Annotated in this window: 14 protein-coding genes; all 14 read left to right on the top strand. The window is 65.9% G+C overall.

Translation table 11 applies throughout. From position 1 onward, the window contains the following. Window positions 1-578 precede the first annotated feature (578 nt). The 14 genes from AC6LJ9_RS23510 (at window position 579) to AC6LJ9_RS23445 (ending at window position 15934) form a co-directional block, all read left to right on the top strand. The gene (locus AC6LJ9_RS23510; RefSeq protein WP_498149417.1) at window positions 579-1019 is read left to right on the top strand and encodes an ATP synthase subunit I; all 441 of its coding nucleotides are present in this window, start codon (window positions 579-581) and stop codon (window positions 1017-1019) included. Between the two features lie 84 nt (window positions 1020-1103). Next, window positions 1104-1985, top strand: coding sequence for a F0F1 ATP synthase subunit A (gene atpB / locus AC6LJ9_RS23505; RefSeq protein ID WP_103272154.1), 882 nt, complete (start codon window positions 1104-1106; stop codon window positions 1983-1985). 116 nt (window positions 1986-2101) lie between these two features. Further along, the gene (gene atpE / locus AC6LJ9_RS23500; protein ID WP_003815363.1) at window positions 2102-2344 is read left to right on the top strand and encodes a F0F1 ATP synthase subunit C; all 243 of its coding nucleotides are present in this window, start codon (window positions 2102-2104) and stop codon (window positions 2342-2344) included. Between the two features lie 146 nt (window positions 2345-2490). Beyond that, window positions 2491-2961: a F0F1 ATP synthase subunit B gene (locus AC6LJ9_RS23495; RefSeq protein WP_103272155.1), complete on the top strand. Its 471-nt coding sequence runs from the start codon at window positions 2491-2493 to the stop codon at window positions 2959-2961. Window positions 2962-2973: 12 nt separating this feature from the next. Beyond that, on the top strand, window positions 2974-3513 hold the full coding sequence (locus AC6LJ9_RS23490) for a F0F1 ATP synthase subunit delta (protein ID WP_212315202.1): 540 nt from the start codon (window positions 2974-2976) through the stop codon (window positions 3511-3513). A 29-nt stretch (window positions 3514-3542) separates the two neighbouring features. Beyond that, window positions 3543-5084 (top strand): F0F1 ATP synthase subunit alpha, encoded by a 1542-nt coding sequence (atpA, locus tag AC6LJ9_RS23485; protein WP_212315200.1) that lies wholly within the window; start codon window positions 3543-3545, stop codon window positions 5082-5084. Between the two features lie 98 nt (window positions 5085-5182). Then, window positions 5183-6088, top strand: coding sequence for a F0F1 ATP synthase subunit gamma (gene atpG / locus AC6LJ9_RS23480; protein WP_212315197.1), 906 nt, complete (start codon window positions 5183-5185; stop codon window positions 6086-6088). Between the two features lie 43 nt (window positions 6089-6131). After that, window positions 6132-7532, top strand: a complete 1401-nt coding sequence (gene atpD, locus AC6LJ9_RS23475; protein WP_103272159.1) for a F0F1 ATP synthase subunit beta — start codon at window positions 6132-6134, stop codon at window positions 7530-7532. A 9-nt stretch (window positions 7533-7541) separates the two neighbouring features. Further along, window positions 7542-7967: a F0F1 ATP synthase subunit epsilon gene (locus AC6LJ9_RS23470; protein WP_103272160.1), complete on the top strand. Its 426-nt coding sequence runs from the start codon at window positions 7542-7544 to the stop codon at window positions 7965-7967. A 214-nt stretch (window positions 7968-8181) separates the two neighbouring features. Then, window positions 8182-9057 (top strand): helix-turn-helix domain-containing protein, encoded by an 876-nt coding sequence (locus AC6LJ9_RS23465; RefSeq protein WP_498149416.1) that lies wholly within the window; start codon window positions 8182-8184, stop codon window positions 9055-9057. A gap of 146 nt (window positions 9058-9203) precedes the next feature. Further along, window positions 9204-10277: a uroporphyrinogen decarboxylase gene (hemE, locus tag AC6LJ9_RS23460; protein ID WP_212315194.1), complete on the top strand. Its 1074-nt coding sequence runs from the start codon at window positions 9204-9206 to the stop codon at window positions 10275-10277. A gap of 355 nt (window positions 10278-10632) precedes the next feature. Next, window positions 10633-12723 carry a primosomal protein N' gene (locus AC6LJ9_RS23455; protein WP_498149415.1) on the top strand — a complete coding sequence of 697 codons (2091 nt, stop codon included), beginning with the start codon at window positions 10633-10635 and terminating at the stop codon, window positions 12721-12723. 5 nt (window positions 12724-12728) lie between these two features. Further along, window positions 12729-14792 carry a UvrD-helicase domain-containing protein gene (locus AC6LJ9_RS23450; protein ID WP_498149414.1) on the top strand — a complete coding sequence of 688 codons (2064 nt, stop codon included), beginning with the start codon at window positions 12729-12731 and terminating at the stop codon, window positions 14790-14792. A 308-nt stretch (window positions 14793-15100) separates the two neighbouring features. Then, on the top strand, window positions 15101-15934 hold the full coding sequence (locus AC6LJ9_RS23445; protein WP_498149413.1) for a helix-turn-helix domain-containing protein: 834 nt from the start codon (window positions 15101-15103) through the stop codon (window positions 15932-15934). Window positions 15935-15942: the final 8 nt, after the last annotated feature.

Below are 15942 nucleotides of genomic sequence, written 5' to 3'. Positions count from 1 at the left end.
CCGCGATTCAACGCGGCGCGCGTTTTTTCTTGCGGTGGCCGGGTCTTGCGCGAGGTTCGGGCGGCGCGTCGCAAGTGCGAGCAGGGGCGCCGGCGCAAGGCGATTTCGGTTGGGACGAATCCTAGGGGCAGGCTCCTGCCCGCCGCTTTTCACGTCCCTATTTTCTGCCCGCGGCGCGGACTCAAAGGACTGTCGCGGGCAGCTTACAACCGGCCGAAAGTTCATTTGCTCGCCTAAAAAGAATCAAGCTATACTCTGCGGGTTTGACGCTTGCGGGATAAGAACACAAGGTTGTTCGCCGCTAGTTCTGACAGGGGCAGAAAAGCAGTTGCAGGGCAACGTGTTGGGTGAAAAAGCGGGTGTTTCCCGGTGTCGATGAAAATTTGGCGCAAGAGGATACGGCCTGAAAAGCCCGGCAATCCAGACGAAATCCACGGGGAATACCCCATGAATCCTGAAAGGGGTGTCGTCCGATGTTGCCTGAAAGCGGGAAAAGTCTGATGCAGCGGGGTTCCATGCAGCTAGAAGCACAACATGCGCAGCAAGTAATTGCCGGGCAGGGTGCAGGGCAGGATGCCATGCAGGGAACGCCGGAGCAGGGCCAGGCGGATCGCGTGCTGATACTCAGCGACGCGGACCGTGCGGCACTGAATGCACAGGCAAGCCGCGGCCTTCTGTTGGCATTGGCGGCGCAGGGCGCCTTGGGGCTCGCAGCAGCAGTAATCGCGGGAGTTGTCGGAGGGGCGGCGGCAGGTTGGTCGGCGCTGGCGGGGGCAGGAGCGTATTTCATACCCAATGCGTTGTTCGCATTGCGCCTGGCTTTCAGCGTACGGTCCGGACGGGCCAGTCCCTTTACCTTTCTCTTTGGCGAGTTGATCAAGCTGTTCGCAACGGCATTGCTGTTGTGGCTGCTGTCGCGTGTGGCGCAAGGCTGGCTGGTCTGGCCCGCGGCGCTGCTGGGCCTGATCCTCACCTTGAAGGGATATCTCCTGCTATTGATGTTCCGCAAGTTGTCATAGATGCCGGCAAGTCCGCGGCAAACGAAATCGTGGAATCGTCCGATCCGCAAGGGCCGGGCATACAGCAAATAGGGTAGGAATCAAATGGCTGCTGCCAGCGACGTGTCGCCTCAGTCCGCGTATATTCAGCACCACCTGGTGCATCTGAATAACACCGGCGAGAAACAGAGCGCTATTGCTCAGTTCGACGTCATCAATTACGACTCGCTGTTCTGGTCGGCCCTGACCGGCCTGATCGTCATTTTCTTCCTCTGGCGCGCCGCGCGCCGCGCCACCAACGGCGTTCCGGGCCGCCTGCAGGCCTTCGTGGAAATGGTCGTGGACATGGTCGACGACCAGGCCAAGGGCATCGTCCACAACGCCAAGAGCCGCCTGTTCGTGGCCCCGCTGGCCCTGACCGTGTTCCTCTGGATCATCCTGATGAACGCGCTCGACCTGCTGCCGGTCGACCTGCTGCCCTCCATCTGGCGCTGGACCGGCCTGGGCGCCGAGCACGGTGACCCGCTCTACTACCACCGCATTCTCCCGACCGCCGACCTGAACGTGCCGATGGGCATGTCGCTGGGCGTGCTGCTGCTGATGTTCTACTACGGCATCAAGATCAAGCACCCGGGCGGCTTCGTCAAGGAACTGTTCACCGCGCCGTTCCATGCCCATGGCATCGCGGCCGTGGTGCTGGCTCCCTTCAACCTGCTGCTGAACCTGATCGAATACGCCGCCAAGTCCGTCTCGCTGGGCATGCGGTTGTTCGGCAACATGTTCGCCGGCGAACTGGTCTTCATGCTGATCGCCCTGCTGGGCGGCGCCTGGACCGGCTTCAACGGCACCAGCATCGGACTGGGCATCGGCCAGGTCCTGGCCGGCTCGGTGTGGGCGATCTTCCACATCCTGATCGTTCTGCTGCAGGCCTTCATCTTCATGATGCTGACGCTGGTGTACCTCGGCCAGGCTCACGAAGGCCACTGACCCCCGGATTTCCCGCGGCGGCCAACCGGCCGACGCGGGATGGCAAGATCATCTTGCATTGAGCAGTACCCTTATTCCTTAATTTTTGACTTCAGATTTCTAACCAAGGAGTTGTCATGACCAACGTCGCTTTCGTTGCCCTCGCTTGCGGTCTTATCATCGGTCTGGGCGCCATCGGCGCTTGCATCGGCATCGCACTGATGGGCGGCAAGTATCTGGAAGCCTCGGCTCGTCAGCCTGAACTGATGAACGCTCTGCAAACCAAGATGTTCCTGCTGGCTGGCCTGATCGACGCGGCGTTCCTGATCGGCGTGGGTATCGCCATGCTGTTCGCCTTCGCCAACCCGTTCGTCGGCTAAGGCACTGCCCGCCGGCGAAACAGGCGGGTCATGACGCTGTCGGCGATGCGGCCTGAGGCCCATCGCCGATCAGCAAAGTATCGAGCGCTCCGTGATTGCCCTCTCTTCAGGCGCGACCGGAGCCGAATGGTGTTAAAGGAACGACCGTGAATCTGAACGCGACGATCATTTTCCAGATGCTCGTGTTCTTCGTTCTGGGCTGGTTCACGATGAAATTCGTGTGGCCTCCTCTGACGAAGGCGATGGACGAGCGCCGCCAAAAAATCGCCGACGGCCTGGCCGCGGCCGATAAGGGCAAGGCCGATTTGGCCCAGGCCCAGGCGCGTATCAGCCTGATCGAGGCTTCTGCCAAGTCCGAAAACCACGCCCGTATCGTCGAGGCCGAGAAGCAAGCCGCCTCGCTGATCGACCAGGCCCGCCGCGAAGCGGAGTCCGAGCGTGCCCGTATCGTGGCGCAAGCCGCGCAGGATGCCGCGCAGGAAGTCCAGCGCGCCCGTGATGCGCTGCGCGACGACGTCGCGGCGCTGGCTGTCAAGGGTGCTGAACAGATCCTCAAGCGCGAGGTTGACGCCCGCGCCCACGCCGAGCTGCTGAACCAGCTCCGCGCGCAGCTTTAATCCGGGACCGTCATGGCTGAACTTTCCACTGTTGCCCGGCCGTACGCCGAGGCGCTGTTCGCCGCGGCGCGTGACGACAAGGCCGGCTTGCCGGCCTGGGCCGACCTGGTCGGCCAGCTGTCGCAAGTCGCCGCCAACCCCGACGTGCGCGAGGCGATGGCCGACCCGCGTCTGGGTGACAAGCAGCGCGTCGAGCTGTTCTCCGGCCTGATCAAGGCCGAGCTGCCGCAGGCCGCCCGCAATTTCATCGAGCTGCTGGTCCAGAATGACCGGCTGCTGCTGCTGCCCGTCATCGCTTCGCAATTCGAAGCGCTGCGGAATCGTCACGACGGCACGGCGCAGGCGGAAATCACCAGCGCGTTCGAACTCAGCGAAGCCCAGGTCAAAGAACTGGTTGCCGCGCTCGAGCAGAAATTCGGCCTCAAGCTCAAGCCCAGCGTCACCGTCGATCAGTCGTTGATCGGCGGCGTGCGCGTGGCTGTCGGAGACCAGGTGCTCGATACTTCCGTACAAGCCCAATTGGCCCGCATGCGCGACCAGCTCGCCGCTTAAGGCGCACTTACAGGATTCCAGGAGTCTATATGCAACTCAATCCCTCCGAGATCAGCGAACTGCTCAAGAGCCGCATCGAGGGCCTGGGCGCTTCGGCTGATGTCCGTACTCAGGGCACCGTCGTGTCCGTGACCGACGGTATTACCCGCATCCACGGCCTGTCGGACGTGATGCAGGGCGAAATGCTCGAATTCCCCAACAACGTCTACGGCCTCGCGCTGAACCTCGAGCGCGACTCCGTCGGCGCCGTGATTCTGGGCGACTACACCGGCGTGTCCGAAGGCGACCAGGTCAAGACGACCGGCCGCATTCTGGAAGTGCCGGTCGGCCCCGAACTGCGCGGCCGCGTGGTCAACACGCTGGGCGAGCCGATCGACGGCAAGGGCCCGGTCAACGCCAAGGCCACCGACATCATCGAAAAAGTGGCGCCCGGCGTTATCGCCCGCCGCTCGGTGTCGCAACCGCTGCAGACCGGCATCAAGGCTATCGACTCGATGGTCCCGATCGGCCGCGGCCAGCGCGAACTGATCATCGGCGACCGCCAGACCGGCAAGACCGCCGTGGCCGTCGACACCATCATCAGCCAGAAGGGCAAGGGCGTCACCTGCGTGTACGTCGCCATCGGCCAGAAGGCTTCGACGATCAACAACGTGGTGCGCAAGCTCGAAGAGCACGGCGCGCTGGAATACACCATCGTCGTGGCCGCCTCGGCTTCCGACTCGGCCGCCATGCAGTACCTGGCCGCCTACGCCGGCTGCACGATGGGCGAATACTTCCGTGATCGCGGCGAAGACGCCCTGATCGTCTATGACGATCTGACCAAGCAAGCCTGGGCCTACCGCCAGGTCTCGCTGCTGCTGCGCCGTCCGCCGGGCCGCGAAGCCTACCCGGGCGACGTGTTCTACCTGCACTCGCGCCTGCTCGAGCGTGCCGCTCGCGTCAACGAAGAGTACGTCGAGAAGTTCACCGGTGGTGCCGTCAAGGGCAAGACCGGCTCGCTGACCGCGCTGCCGATCATCGAAACCCAGGCGGGCGACGTGTCGGCCTTCGTTCCGACCAACGTGATCTCGATCACGGACGGCCAGATCTTCCTGGAAACCGACCTGTTCAACGCGGGTGTGCGTCCCGCCATCAACGCCGGTATCTCGGTGTCCCGCGTCGGCGGCGCCGCCCAGACCAAGGTCGTCAAGAAGCTGTCCGGCGGTATCCGTACCGACCTGGCCCAGTACCGTGAGCTGGCCGCCTTCGCGCAGTTCGCCTCCGACCTGGACGACGCCACCCGTCGCCAGCTCGAGCGCGGCAAGCGCGTGGTGGAACTGCTCAAGCAGCCGCAATACCAGCCGCTGCAGGTGTGGGAACTGGCCGTCACGCTGTACACGGTCAACAACGGCTACCTGGACGACGTGGACGTTTCGCAAGTGCTGGCGTTCGAGAAGTCGCTGAAGGATCAGCTCAAGGCCAAGCACGCGGCCATGATCCAGCGCGTCGAAGACACCAAGGAACTGTCCAAGGATGACGAAGGCGAATTGGCCGCCGCCATCCTGGAATTCAAGAAGCACGGTGCTTTTTAAGAAAGTGATGGGTTAGGCGTCCGCAGCGCCTCGCCCGTCCATCACGGATGGATGAGGCGCGAGCGGAACCCATCGGCCAGTCTTCACAGGAAAGCGCAATGCCCGGAATTAAGGAAATCCGAACCAAGATCAAGAGCGTGCAAAACACGCGCAAGATCACCAAGGCGATGGAAATGGTCGCCGCATCCAAGATGCGCAAGGCGCAGGAACGGATGCGCGCCGGCCGTCCGTACGCCAACAAGGTGCGCGAGATCGCCGCGCACCTGATGCAGGCCAACCCCGAGTACAGCCACCCCTACCTGGTCGAACGCGAAGTGAAGGCCGTCGGCGTGGTCATGGTGACGACCGACAAGGGTTTGTGCGGCGGTCTGAACACCAACATCACCCGCGTGGTGCTGTCCAAGCTGAAAGAGTTCGAGAAGGACGGCATCGCCGTGCAGGCGACCGCTTTCGGCAACAAGGGCCTGGGCGTGCTGACGCGTATCGGCGCCAAGCTGGTTTCGAACGACGTCCAACTGGGCGACAAGCCGCAGCTCGACCGCCTGCTGGGCGCGATCAAGGTGCAGCTGGACGCTTACCTGGAAGGCCGCATCGACGCGCTGTACGTGGCGTCGACCCGCTTCGTCAACACGATGAAGCAGGAGCCGCTGTTCCTGCGCCTGCTGCCCCTGGCCAGTGGCTTGGAAGATCCGTACCAGACCGGCGCGGAAAGCCTGTCCAAGACCTCGGAAGTGAAGTCGGATTACAGCTGGGATTACATCTACGAGCCGGACGCCCGTAGCGTGATCGACGACCTGCTGCAGCGTTACGTCGAGGGCCTGCTGTACCAAGCCGTGGCCGAGAACATGGCTTCGGAGCAATCGGCCCGGATGGTCGCCATGAAGGCGGCATCGGACAACGCCAAGAAGGTCATCGGCGATCTGCAGCTGGTCTACAACAAGACCCGCCAGGCCGCGATCACCAAAGAAATTTCGGAAATCGTAGGGGGCGCCGCCGCCGTCTAAGGCGCGGCTTCCCGTCTCAAAAGCTATCAAGCAAGGAATCGACATGAGCAACGGAACCATCGTTCAGTGCATCGGCGCCGTGGTGGATATTCAGTTCCCCCGCGATCACATGCCCAAGATTTATGAAGCGCTCACCCTGGCCGACGAGGGTTCCTCGTTCGCCGAGAAGGGCCTGACGTTCGAAGTCCAGCAGCAGCTGGGCGACGGCGTGGTGCGTACCATCGCCCTGGGCTCCAGCGACGGCCTGCGCCGTGGCATGAAGGTCGCCGGCACCGGCGCCCCGATCTCGGTGCCCGTCGGCACCGGCACCCTGGGCCGCATCATGGACGTGCTGGGCCGTCCGATCGACGAAGCCGGTGAAATCAAGCACGAAGAAAAGCGCGCCATTCACCAGGACGCTCCCCGTTTCGACGAGCTGTCGCCGTCGGTCGAGCTGCTGGAAACCGGCATCAAGGTTATTGACCTGGTGTGCCCGTTCGCCAAGGGCGGCAAGGTCGGCCTGTTCGGCGGCGCCGGCGTGGGCAAGACCGTCAACATGATGGAACTGATCAACAACATCGCCAAGCAGCACAGCGGCTTGTCGGTGTTCGCCGGCGTGGGCGAGCGTACCCGTGAAGGCAACGACTTCTACCATGAAATGGAAGAGTCGAACGTTCTGGACAAGGTCGCCATGGTGTTCGGTCAGATGAACGAACCCCCGGGCAACCGTCTGCGCGTGGCGCTGACCGGCCTGACCATGGCCGAGAAGTTCCGCGACGAAGGCCGCGACATCCTGTTCTTCGTGGACAACATCTACCGCTACACGCTGGCCGGCACGGAAGTGTCCGCTCTGCTGGGCCGTATGCCGTCCGCCGTGGGCTACCAGCCGACGCTGGCCGAGGAAATGGGCAAGCTGCAAGAGCGCATCACGTCCACCAAGACCGGCTCGATCACCTCGATCCAGGCCGTGTACGTGCCCGCTGACGACTTGACCGACCCGTCGCCCGCCACCACCTTCCAGCACTTGGACTCGACCGTCGTGCTGTCGCGTGACATCGCCGCGCTGGGTATCTACCCCGCCGTGGATCCGCTGGATTCGTCCAGCCGCCAGCTCGACCCGCAGGTCGTCGGCGAAGAGCACTACGCCGTGGCCCGTGGCGTGCAGCAGACGCTGCAGCGCTACAAGGAACTGCGCGACATCATCGCGATTCTGGGCATGGATGAACTGTCGCCGGAAGACAAGCAGGCCGTGGCCCGCGCGCGCAAGATCCAGCGCTTCCTGTCGCAGCCGTTCCACGTGGCCGAAGTGTTCACCGGCTCGCCCGGCAAGTACGTGCCGCTGGCCGAGACCATCCGCGGCTTCAAGATGATCGTGAACGGCGAGTGCGACGCGCTGCCCGAGCAGGCTTTCTACATGGTCGGTTCGATCGACGAGGCCTTCGAGAAGGCCAAGAAACTGCAATAAGGAACCGATATGGCTACCCTGCATGTGGATGTCGTCAGCGCAGAGGAAGCGATCTTCTCCGGTGAGGCGAAGTTCGTGGTGCTGCCTGGCGAAGCGGGTGAACTGGGCATCCTGCCTGGCCACACCCCGCTGATTTCGCGCATACGCCCCGGGACGGTCAAGATCGTTCGTGCCGACCAGGGCGAGGAAAACATCTTCGTCGCCGGCGGCATCCTGGAAGTGCAGCCCGGCAGCGTCACGGTCCTGGCCGACACGGCCATCCGTGCCGCCGACCTGGACGAGGCCCGTGCCCTGGAAGCGCGCCAGCGCGCCGAAGAGGCGCTGCGCAACGCCAAGGACAAGGCCGACATCGCCGTGGTCGAAGCCGAGCTCGCGATGCTGGCGGCGCAAGCCGTGGCCGCGCGCAAGCTGCGCCAAGGCGGCCGCTCGCACTGAGCGGACGGGCGATCGGGGCTTGCCCCGGATCCGGAAAGAAGCGGCCTCTGGCCGCTTTTTTCTTGCCTGCGCGCCTTGCCTGCGCATCCGCGCCTGTTCCCACCTTGCGTTCACTACGAATAGCCCTGCGCGATCCGCAACATTAGCCTTCAGTTTTTGGCGGCGCCGCCGGTATGTCGGCGACGCGCGGAAACAGGAGAAGCAGGTGCGTGAAATGCTGGATTGCGGGGTACTGCTGCCGCCTGGCCACGATGCGGCCATGCGCGACTGGATCGAGCGGCATCAGCCGCAAGTGGCGCGCGTGCGCTTTCATCCCTTGCTGCTCGCGAGCGCCGGCGAGGCCGCCGAACCGCAGGCGCTGGCGGCCATGGCCGTGACGCTCAAGCGCTACGATGCCTGCCTGATGCCGGTCGAGCCCGCCACGCTGGCCTGGACCCGCATCGCCTTGCAGCAGGCGCGGCCGGCCCTGGCCACTCCCATCCTGGTGCTGGTCGACGGCATGAAGGCTTCGGCCATCGAGGACCTGCTGGCGCTGGGCGCGGCCGATTTCATTTCCGAACCCGTCTGCCTGGAAGGGCTGCGCGTGCGGTTGCGTCGCCAGCTGCTGGTGGCCGCCTGGGGGCTGGCGACGGCCTCGCTCGAAGAGCCCGCCTTGCGCTATGCGGCCCAGGGCAAGGCGGCGTCCCCGTCCCCGTCGCCTTGCCGTCAGCATCCGCGTCCAGGCGCGACGCCAGCTCCCGGGCGGGTTTGCATGGCGGACCCGGAAGCCGGAGGCCTGCCATCCGGCGCCATGCGTCCGCGCGTGGCGCCGGCCCTGTTTGACCAGGCGCTGGCGAGCTTGCGGCTGCTGCCTCGCTGGCAGGACGGCGGCGAGCCGTTCGCGCGGGCAAAGGCGCGGGTAGTGGGCGAGTTCGAGCGCGAATACCTGCGCCGCGCGCTCTCCCATCACGGCGGCAACGTGGCGCAGGCCGCCAGGGCGTCCAGCAAGCACCGTCGTGCATTCTGGGCGCTGATGCGCAAGCACGGCATAGAAGCCGCGCCGTATCGCATCGCGGCGGTCCGGCGCGGCCAGGAAATGCCGCCGGACTGAGCGCTGCCCGGACCGAGCGCCAGCAGCCGGCGGATGGCTGCGGCCATTTCCGCCGCTTGCGTCCGGACAAGCCCGCTTTGGGCCTTGGGCCGCGTTCGGTCAGCCAGGGGAAGTAAACTCACGGCTTCCGATCAAAGAGGATAGCCGTGTCTGCTTCCGCCCTGAAGAACGATGTGTTCTTGCGCTCGCTCTTGCGCGAGCCCGTGCCCTACACCCCGATCTGGCTGATGCGCCAGGCGGGCCGCTACCTGCCCGAGTACAACGAGACGCGCGCCCGGGCGGGTTCGTTCATGGGCCTGGCTCAGAATCCCGACTACGCCGCGGAAGTCACCTTGCAGCCGCTGGCCCGCTACGACCTGGACGCGGCCATCCTGTTTTCCGACATCCTCACCGTGCCGCACGCCATGGGCCTGGGGCTGGACTTCGCCGCCGGCGAAGGGCCGCGTTTCGCGCATCCGGTGCGCACCGAGGAAGACGTGCGCCGCCTGGCCGTGCCCGACATGGACAAGCTGCGCTACGTGTTCGACGCCGTGAGCGTCATCCGCCGCGAACTCGACGGCAAGGTGCCGCTGATCGGCTTTGCCGGCAGCCCCTGGACCATCGCCTGCTACATGGTCGAAGGGCAGGGCAGCGACGACTACCGCCTGATCAAGACGATGCTGTACGCGCGGCCCGACCTGCTGCACCACATCCTGGAAATCAACGCCCAGGCCACGCTGCAATACCTGAATGCGCAGATCGACGCGGGCGCCCAGGCCGTCATGCTGTTCGACAGCTGGGGTGGCGTGCTGGCCGACGGCCTGTTCCAGCAGTTTTCGCTGGCGTATACCCGCAAGGTGGTCGCGGGCCTGAAGCGCGAGAACGAAGGTCGCCGCGTGCCGGTCATCGTGTTCACCAAGGGCGGCGGACAGTGGCTGGAAGAGATCGCCGCCTGCGGCTGCGACGCGGTCGGCCTGGACTGGACCGTGGACCTGGCGGCGGCGCGTCGCCGCACCGGCGACTCGGTGGCGTTCCAGGGCAACCTGGATCCCATGGCGCTGTTTGGCGGCGCCGACGCCATCCGGACCGAGGCGCGCCGGGTGCTGGACGCGTTCGGCCCGGTCGGCAAGGGGGGCCATGTGTTCAATCTGGGGCATGGCATTTCACGCTTCACGCCTCCTGAAGCCGTAGCCGAATTGGTCGATGAAGTCCACCGGCATAGCCGTTCGTTGCGGGGATAAGTGAGTGAACGCTTCGTGCCTAAGGGCCGAAGCTTGAGGGCCCCGGCGCACAGTTGTGCACAGCAAGAAAGCGCTCGGGGAAAACCCTTTATAAGCTGGTTTACAATCTCGAAAGCCTTCATAAGTCATTGTTAATAATGACAAAAACATGATTTTCAGCAGGATTGCAAGAGTTGATGCAATCTTGCCTTATTCCAAAGTGTGATGTTGCTCTTGCCTTTTCCCCAAAGTTATCCACAGGCAGGGGGCAAGCCGGCCCGGCGACCCTTGGGGGAATCGGCGGGATCCGGCGTATTGCCGGACGGCTCAGCCTTTCGGCCAGGAAACTGTCTTCCATTGATCCGTCCCCGTGAACATGCCTGATACCGACGCCGTCCAGAATCCCGCCGCCGTCTGCTGGGTGCGGGTGGCGCTGGACGTGCCCCTGCCTGGCCCGTTCGACTACCGCAGCGATGCGCCGGTGGAGGCGGGGCTGCGCGTGATCGTGCCGTTCGGACGCCGCAAGATGATCGGCGTGGTCGTGGACAATCCGGCCGAGCCGTCTTTCGACCCCAAGCAGATCAAGCCGATCGAAGAAGTGCTGCGCGACCTGCCGCCCTTCGACGGAGACTGGCTGCGCCTGGCGCGCTTCGCCGCCGAGTACTACCAGCGGCCGCTGGGCGAGGTCATGCTGCCGACCCTGCCGCCGCCCTTGCGCAAGCCGTCCGCCTATCAGGGCAAGCGCTCCGCCGGCGGGCCGGTGGCGCGGCTGGACGGTCGCAAGCGCAAGAAGGCGCGCGCGCCGGCCGAGGCCGACCAGCCGCCGGCGCTGAACGATGCGCAGCAGGCGGCGGTGGAAACGCTGGCCGCCCTGAACGGCTTCAAGCCGGTGCTGCTGTACGGCGTGACCGGCAGCGGCAAGACCGAGGTCTACCTGCGCGCCGCCGAGCGCGTGCTGGCCGCGGGCCGGCAGGTGCTGCTGATGGTCCCGGAAATCAATCTGACGCCGCAGCTCGAAGGCGCGCTGCGGGCGCGCCTGGAGGCGCAGCTGGGTCCGGACGGCCTGGCCGTGATGCACAGCGGCCTGTCCGACGGCGAGCGGCTGGACGCCTGGTCGCGCGCGCAGCGCGGCCAGGCGCGCATGCTGCTGGGCACGCGCATGGCGATATTCGCGCCGCTGTCCGAACTGGGCCTGATCATCGTCGATGAAGAACACGACGCGTCCTACAAGCAGCAGGACGGCTTGCGCTATTCGGCGCGCGATCTGGCGGTGTGGCGGGCGCATGACCTGAATGTGCCGGTGGTGCTGGGCTCGGCCACGCCCTCGCTGGAAACCTGGCAGCACGCCGAGCGCGGCCGCTACCTGCGGCTGGCGCTGCCGGGCCGCGCGCGCGCCAGCAGCCTGCCGGCGATCAAGCTGGTGGACACGCGCCGCCTGCAGATGAAGCAGGGCCTGTCGCCGCAGCTGCTGGACGCCATCGGCCAGCGGCTGGAGCGCAAGGAGCAGTCGCTCATCTTCCTGAACCGCCGAGGCTACGCGCCGGTGCTGCATTGCCAGTCCTGCGCCTGGGTCAGCAACTGTCCGCGCTGCACGGCCTTCACCGTGCTGCACCGGAGCGGCAATGGCGGCAACCGCCTGCATTGCCACCATTGCGGCTACCAGGCGACGGTGCCGCGCGCCTGCCCCGAATGTGGCGACCAGGACTTGGCGCCGATGGGGCGCGGCACGCAGCGCATCGAAGAGCATCTGGCCGAGCTGTTTCCCGAGGCGCGCATCCTGCGCATCGATGCCGACAGCACGCGCAGGAAGGGCAGCGCCGAAGCGCTGTTCGCGTCGGTGCATGCGGGCGAGGTCGACATCCTGGTGGGCACGCAGATGGTGGCCAAGGGCCACGACTTCGCGCGCCTGGGGCTGGTGGGCGTGCTCAACGCCGATTCCATGCTGTTCGCGCATGATTTCCGCGCGCCCGAACGCCTGTTCGCGCAGCTCATGCAGGTGGCTGGCCGCGCCGGCCGTCATCAGAACAATGGCGAGGTGCTGATCCAGACCGGCTATCCCGAGCAGCCCGTCTACCAGGCGCTGCTGCGGCACGACTACGCGGGCTTTGCCCGCCACGCCTTGGACGAACGCGAAAGCACCGGCCTGCCACCCTACGCCTATCAGGCGCTGCTGACCGCCGAGGCGCGCGAGCTGGCCACGGCGCAGGCCTTCCTGCAGCAGGCGCGCTCCATGCCGGAAGGCGAGTGGGCGGCGGACTTCCCGCCGCGGGACGCCATCATGCTGTACGACCCGGTGCCGCTGCGCGTGGTGCGGGTGGCGAACGTGGAGCGCGCGCAGCTGCTGGTGGAAAGCACCAGCCGGCCGGCGCTGCAGGAATTCCTGCGGGTGTGGTCGCATTACCTGCCCTATCTGGCCAACGAGGCCCGCGTGCGCTGGCAGCTGGAAGTGGATCCGCTGGAGATCTGAGGAAAATGTCCGCAAGCGAACCCATCGGCCACGGCCTGAATCCCGCGCAGAAGGAAGCGGTGCTCTACCTGGACGGCCCCTGCCTGGTGCTGGCCGGCGCCGGCAGCGGCAAGACGCGGGTGATCACGCAGAAGATCGCCTACCTGCTGCGCGAATGCGGCTACATGGGCCGCAACGTGGTGGCGCTGACCTTCACCAACAAGGCCGCGCGCGAGATGGACGAGCGCGTCAAGACGCTGGTCGACCGCAAGCTGTCCAAGGGCCTGACCATCAGCACCTTCCACTCGCTGGGCGTGAAGATGCTGCGCGAGGAAGCGCGCAATGCCGGGCTCAAGCCCACCTTCTCGATCCTGGACGCGGACGATGCCATGAGCATCATCCAGGAGCTGCTTGCCACCACCGACAAGGCGCGGCTGCGCCATGTGCAGGGCATCATCTCGTTGTGGAAGAACGCGCTGATGGAGCCGGACGATGCCGCGCAGGCCGCGCAGACGCCCGCCGAGGCGGAGGCGGCCAACGTCTACCGCAGCTACGCCGCCACGCTGGCCGCCTACCAGGCGGTGGATTTCGACGACCTGATCCGCATTCCCGCGCTGCTGCTGGCCGGCAACGAGGAAGTGCGCACGCGCTGGCAGAACCGCGTGCGCTACCTGCTGGTCGACGAGTACCAGGACACCAACGTGTGCCAGTACCGGCTGGTGCAGCTCCTGACCGGCCAGCGCGCCATGTTCACCGCCGTGGGCGACGACGACCAGGCCATCTACGCCTGGCGCGGCGCCACCATCGAGAACCTGGCCAAGCTCACCACCGACTATCCCAACATCAAGCTCATCAAGCTGGAGCAGAACTACCGCTCGGTGCAGCGCATCCTGGCGGCGGCCAACAGCGTCATCGAGCGCAATCCCAAGCTGTTCGAGAAAAAGCTGTGGTCCGACCTGGGTACGGGCGAGCCCATCATCGTGTCCGCCATGGACGGCGAGGAGCAGGAGGCCGAGTCCATCGCCATGAAGGTGTCGGCCGCGCGCTTCGAGCGCCAGGCGCAGTGGAAGGATTTCGCCGTCCTCTACCGCAGCAACCACCAGTCGCGCATTCTGGAACAGGCGCTGCGCAACCTGAAGATCCCGTACACCATCGCCGGCGGGCAGAGCTTCTTCGACAAGGCCGAGGTGCGCGACATCCTGGCCTATCTGCGGCTGCTGGCCAACGATGACGACGATCCGGCCTTCATCCGCGCGGCCACCACGCCCAAGCGCGGCATCGGCCAGGCCACCTTGCAGACGCTGGGCCAGTACGCCGCCAGCCGCGAGCTGTCGCTGCTGGCCGCCGTCCCCGAGACGGGCCTGGAAAGCCTGCTGGCGCCGCGCCAGATCGAGCCGCTGCGCACCTTCACCGAATTCATCCGCCGCATGCAGTGGCGTGCGGGCCGTGGCGCGGCCGACGGCAAGCGCGACGCGCCGGCCGAACCCGCCGGTCCGATCCTGGACGACCTGCTGCAGGCCATCCAGTACGAGCGGCACCTGTTCGAGCTGTTCGATGAGAAGCCGGCGCAAACGCGCTGGCAGAACGTGCTGGAACTGACGGGCTGGCTCAAGCGCAAGGCCGAGGAAGACAATATGTCGCTCTTCGATCTGGTGCAGCACGTGGCGCTGGTGACCATGCTGGAGCGCGGCGAGGAGGAAGAGCCCGACGCGGTGAAGATGTCGACGCTGCATGCCTCGAAGGGGCTGGAGTATCCGCATGTGTACCTGGCCGGCGTCGAGGAAGGCCTGCTGCCGCACCTGGGCAAGGACGACGAAGTCGGCGACCCGGCGCGCGCGGCCGAGAACCTGGCCACCCGCATCCAGGAAGAGCGCCGGCTGATGTACGTGGGCATCACGCGCGCGCAGCGCAGCCTGAACCTGAGCTGGTGCAAGCGCCGCCGCCGCGCCCGCGAGGATGTGGTGCGCGAGCCGTCGCGCTTCATCGAGGAAATGGGCCTGGACGATCCCGCCATCAAGGAAGACGAGGCCACGGCAGCGATGAATCCGAAGGAACGGCTGGGCATGCTCAAGGCCTTGCTGAAGAAGTAGACCCCCCCCGAAGCGCCGGGGGCGCTTCCCCCCCAGGGGGGCGCTGCTACGGACCGGCGGAGCCGGATCCGTGCAGCCTTGGTCGTTGCGGGACGAGTTGCTTGCTTGGCAGTGGGGCTTTGCTGGCGGGGTGGGCTCGCTGCGCGCTGTTGTGGGCTGGTCGCCTGTCTGCTGCTTTCCCGCTTGGGGTGTGACGGGTGGGTTTTCTGCGGCGCGGCGGGGGCGTGCAAGAAATTACATGACGCGCGGCGGCTTCGGCGTTATACCTGTGGTCTTGCCCGCCGCCATCCGCCTATTTCATTCCCGCCATGAAGGACGTCGTTCGATACCATCCCGTACCCGGCATGCCCGGCATGGTGCTGGGGCAGGCGCGGATCACCGAGTTCCAGTTCGATCGCCACTATCACGTGGACTATCACATCGGGCTGGTGACGCAGGGCGTGCAGCGGCAGAGCTTTCGCGGTCGCAGCGTGTTGCTGGGGCCGGGCGCCGTCGCGTTGATGCCGCCGGGTGAAATCCATGATGGCGCGGGCGTGTCCGACTATGGTCTTTCCCATACGCTCCAGACCTTCCGCATCGCGCCGGAGCTGATGCGCGGCTTTCTGCGCGAAGTAGTGGGCGGCGCGGGCGAGGAGCGATTCCTCGCCACGCTGATCGAGGACGCGGGATTGGCGCAGCGGCTGATGGCGCTGCATGGCGCCTGGATGTCCGACGCGTCCGTCACGCCGATGGCGCGCGATGAGGCGTCGCTGGCCGTCATGGCCGCGCTGTTCGCGCGCAGCGGCGCGGCGGTGCCGCGCGCGGTCAAGGGCGGCCTGTCGGCCGAGCACCGCCGCCGCGTGCTGGACTACTGCCAGGAGCGCCTGAGCGAGAAGATCGGCCTGCAAGACCTGGCCGCGCTGTGCGGCCTGAGCCGCTTCCAGTTCCTGCGCCGCTTCGCGCATTCCTTCGGACTGACGCCGCACGCCTGGCTGGTGCGGCTGCGGCTGGAGCGGGCCTGCGCGGCGCTGGCCGTGTCGGGCCTGAGCGTGGCGCAGGTCGCGGCAGAGGTGGGCTTCTACGACCAGAGCCATTTCAACCGCGCCTTCCGCGTGGCCTATGGCGCGCCGCCATCGGCCTACCAGCCGGGCGGCGCGGCATAGGCAGACAA

Source organism: Achromobacter sp. 1011811831, from assembly GCF_059760905.1.
This window is presented reverse-complemented; position numbering and strand designations above follow the sequence as displayed.

Coding starts and splice junctions, on each gene's coding strand:
- atpD (WP_103272159.1), top strand. CDS start 6,132: ATGAGCAACGGAACCATCGTTCAGTGCATCGGCGCCGTGGTGGATATT.
- AC6LJ9_RS23450 (WP_498149414.1), top strand. CDS start 12,729: ATGTCCGCAAGCGAACCCATCGGCCACGGCCTGAATCCCGCGCAGAAG.
- AC6LJ9_RS23455 (WP_498149415.1), top strand. CDS start 10,633: ATGCCTGATACCGACGCCGTCCAGAATCCCGCCGCCGTCTGCTGGGTG.
- AC6LJ9_RS23445 (WP_498149413.1), top strand. CDS start 15,101: ATGAAGGACGTCGTTCGATACCATCCCGTACCCGGCATGCCCGGCATG.
- AC6LJ9_RS23510 (WP_498149417.1), top strand. CDS start 579: ATGCAGGGAACGCCGGAGCAGGGCCAGGCGGATCGCGTGCTGATACTC.
- atpA (WP_212315200.1), top strand. CDS start 3,543: ATGCAACTCAATCCCTCCGAGATCAGCGAACTGCTCAAGAGCCGCATC.
- AC6LJ9_RS23470 (WP_103272160.1), top strand. CDS start 7,542: ATGGCTACCCTGCATGTGGATGTCGTCAGCGCAGAGGAAGCGATCTTC.
- atpB (WP_103272154.1), top strand. CDS start 1,104: ATGGCTGCTGCCAGCGACGTGTCGCCTCAGTCCGCGTATATTCAGCAC.
- AC6LJ9_RS23490 (WP_212315202.1), top strand. CDS start 2,974: ATGGCTGAACTTTCCACTGTTGCCCGGCCGTACGCCGAGGCGCTGTTC.
- atpE (WP_003815363.1), top strand. CDS start 2,102: ATGACCAACGTCGCTTTCGTTGCCCTCGCTTGCGGTCTTATCATCGGT.
- atpG (WP_212315197.1), top strand. CDS start 5,183: ATGCCCGGAATTAAGGAAATCCGAACCAAGATCAAGAGCGTGCAAAAC.
- AC6LJ9_RS23465 (WP_498149416.1), top strand. CDS start 8,182: ATGCTGGATTGCGGGGTACTGCTGCCGCCTGGCCACGATGCGGCCATG.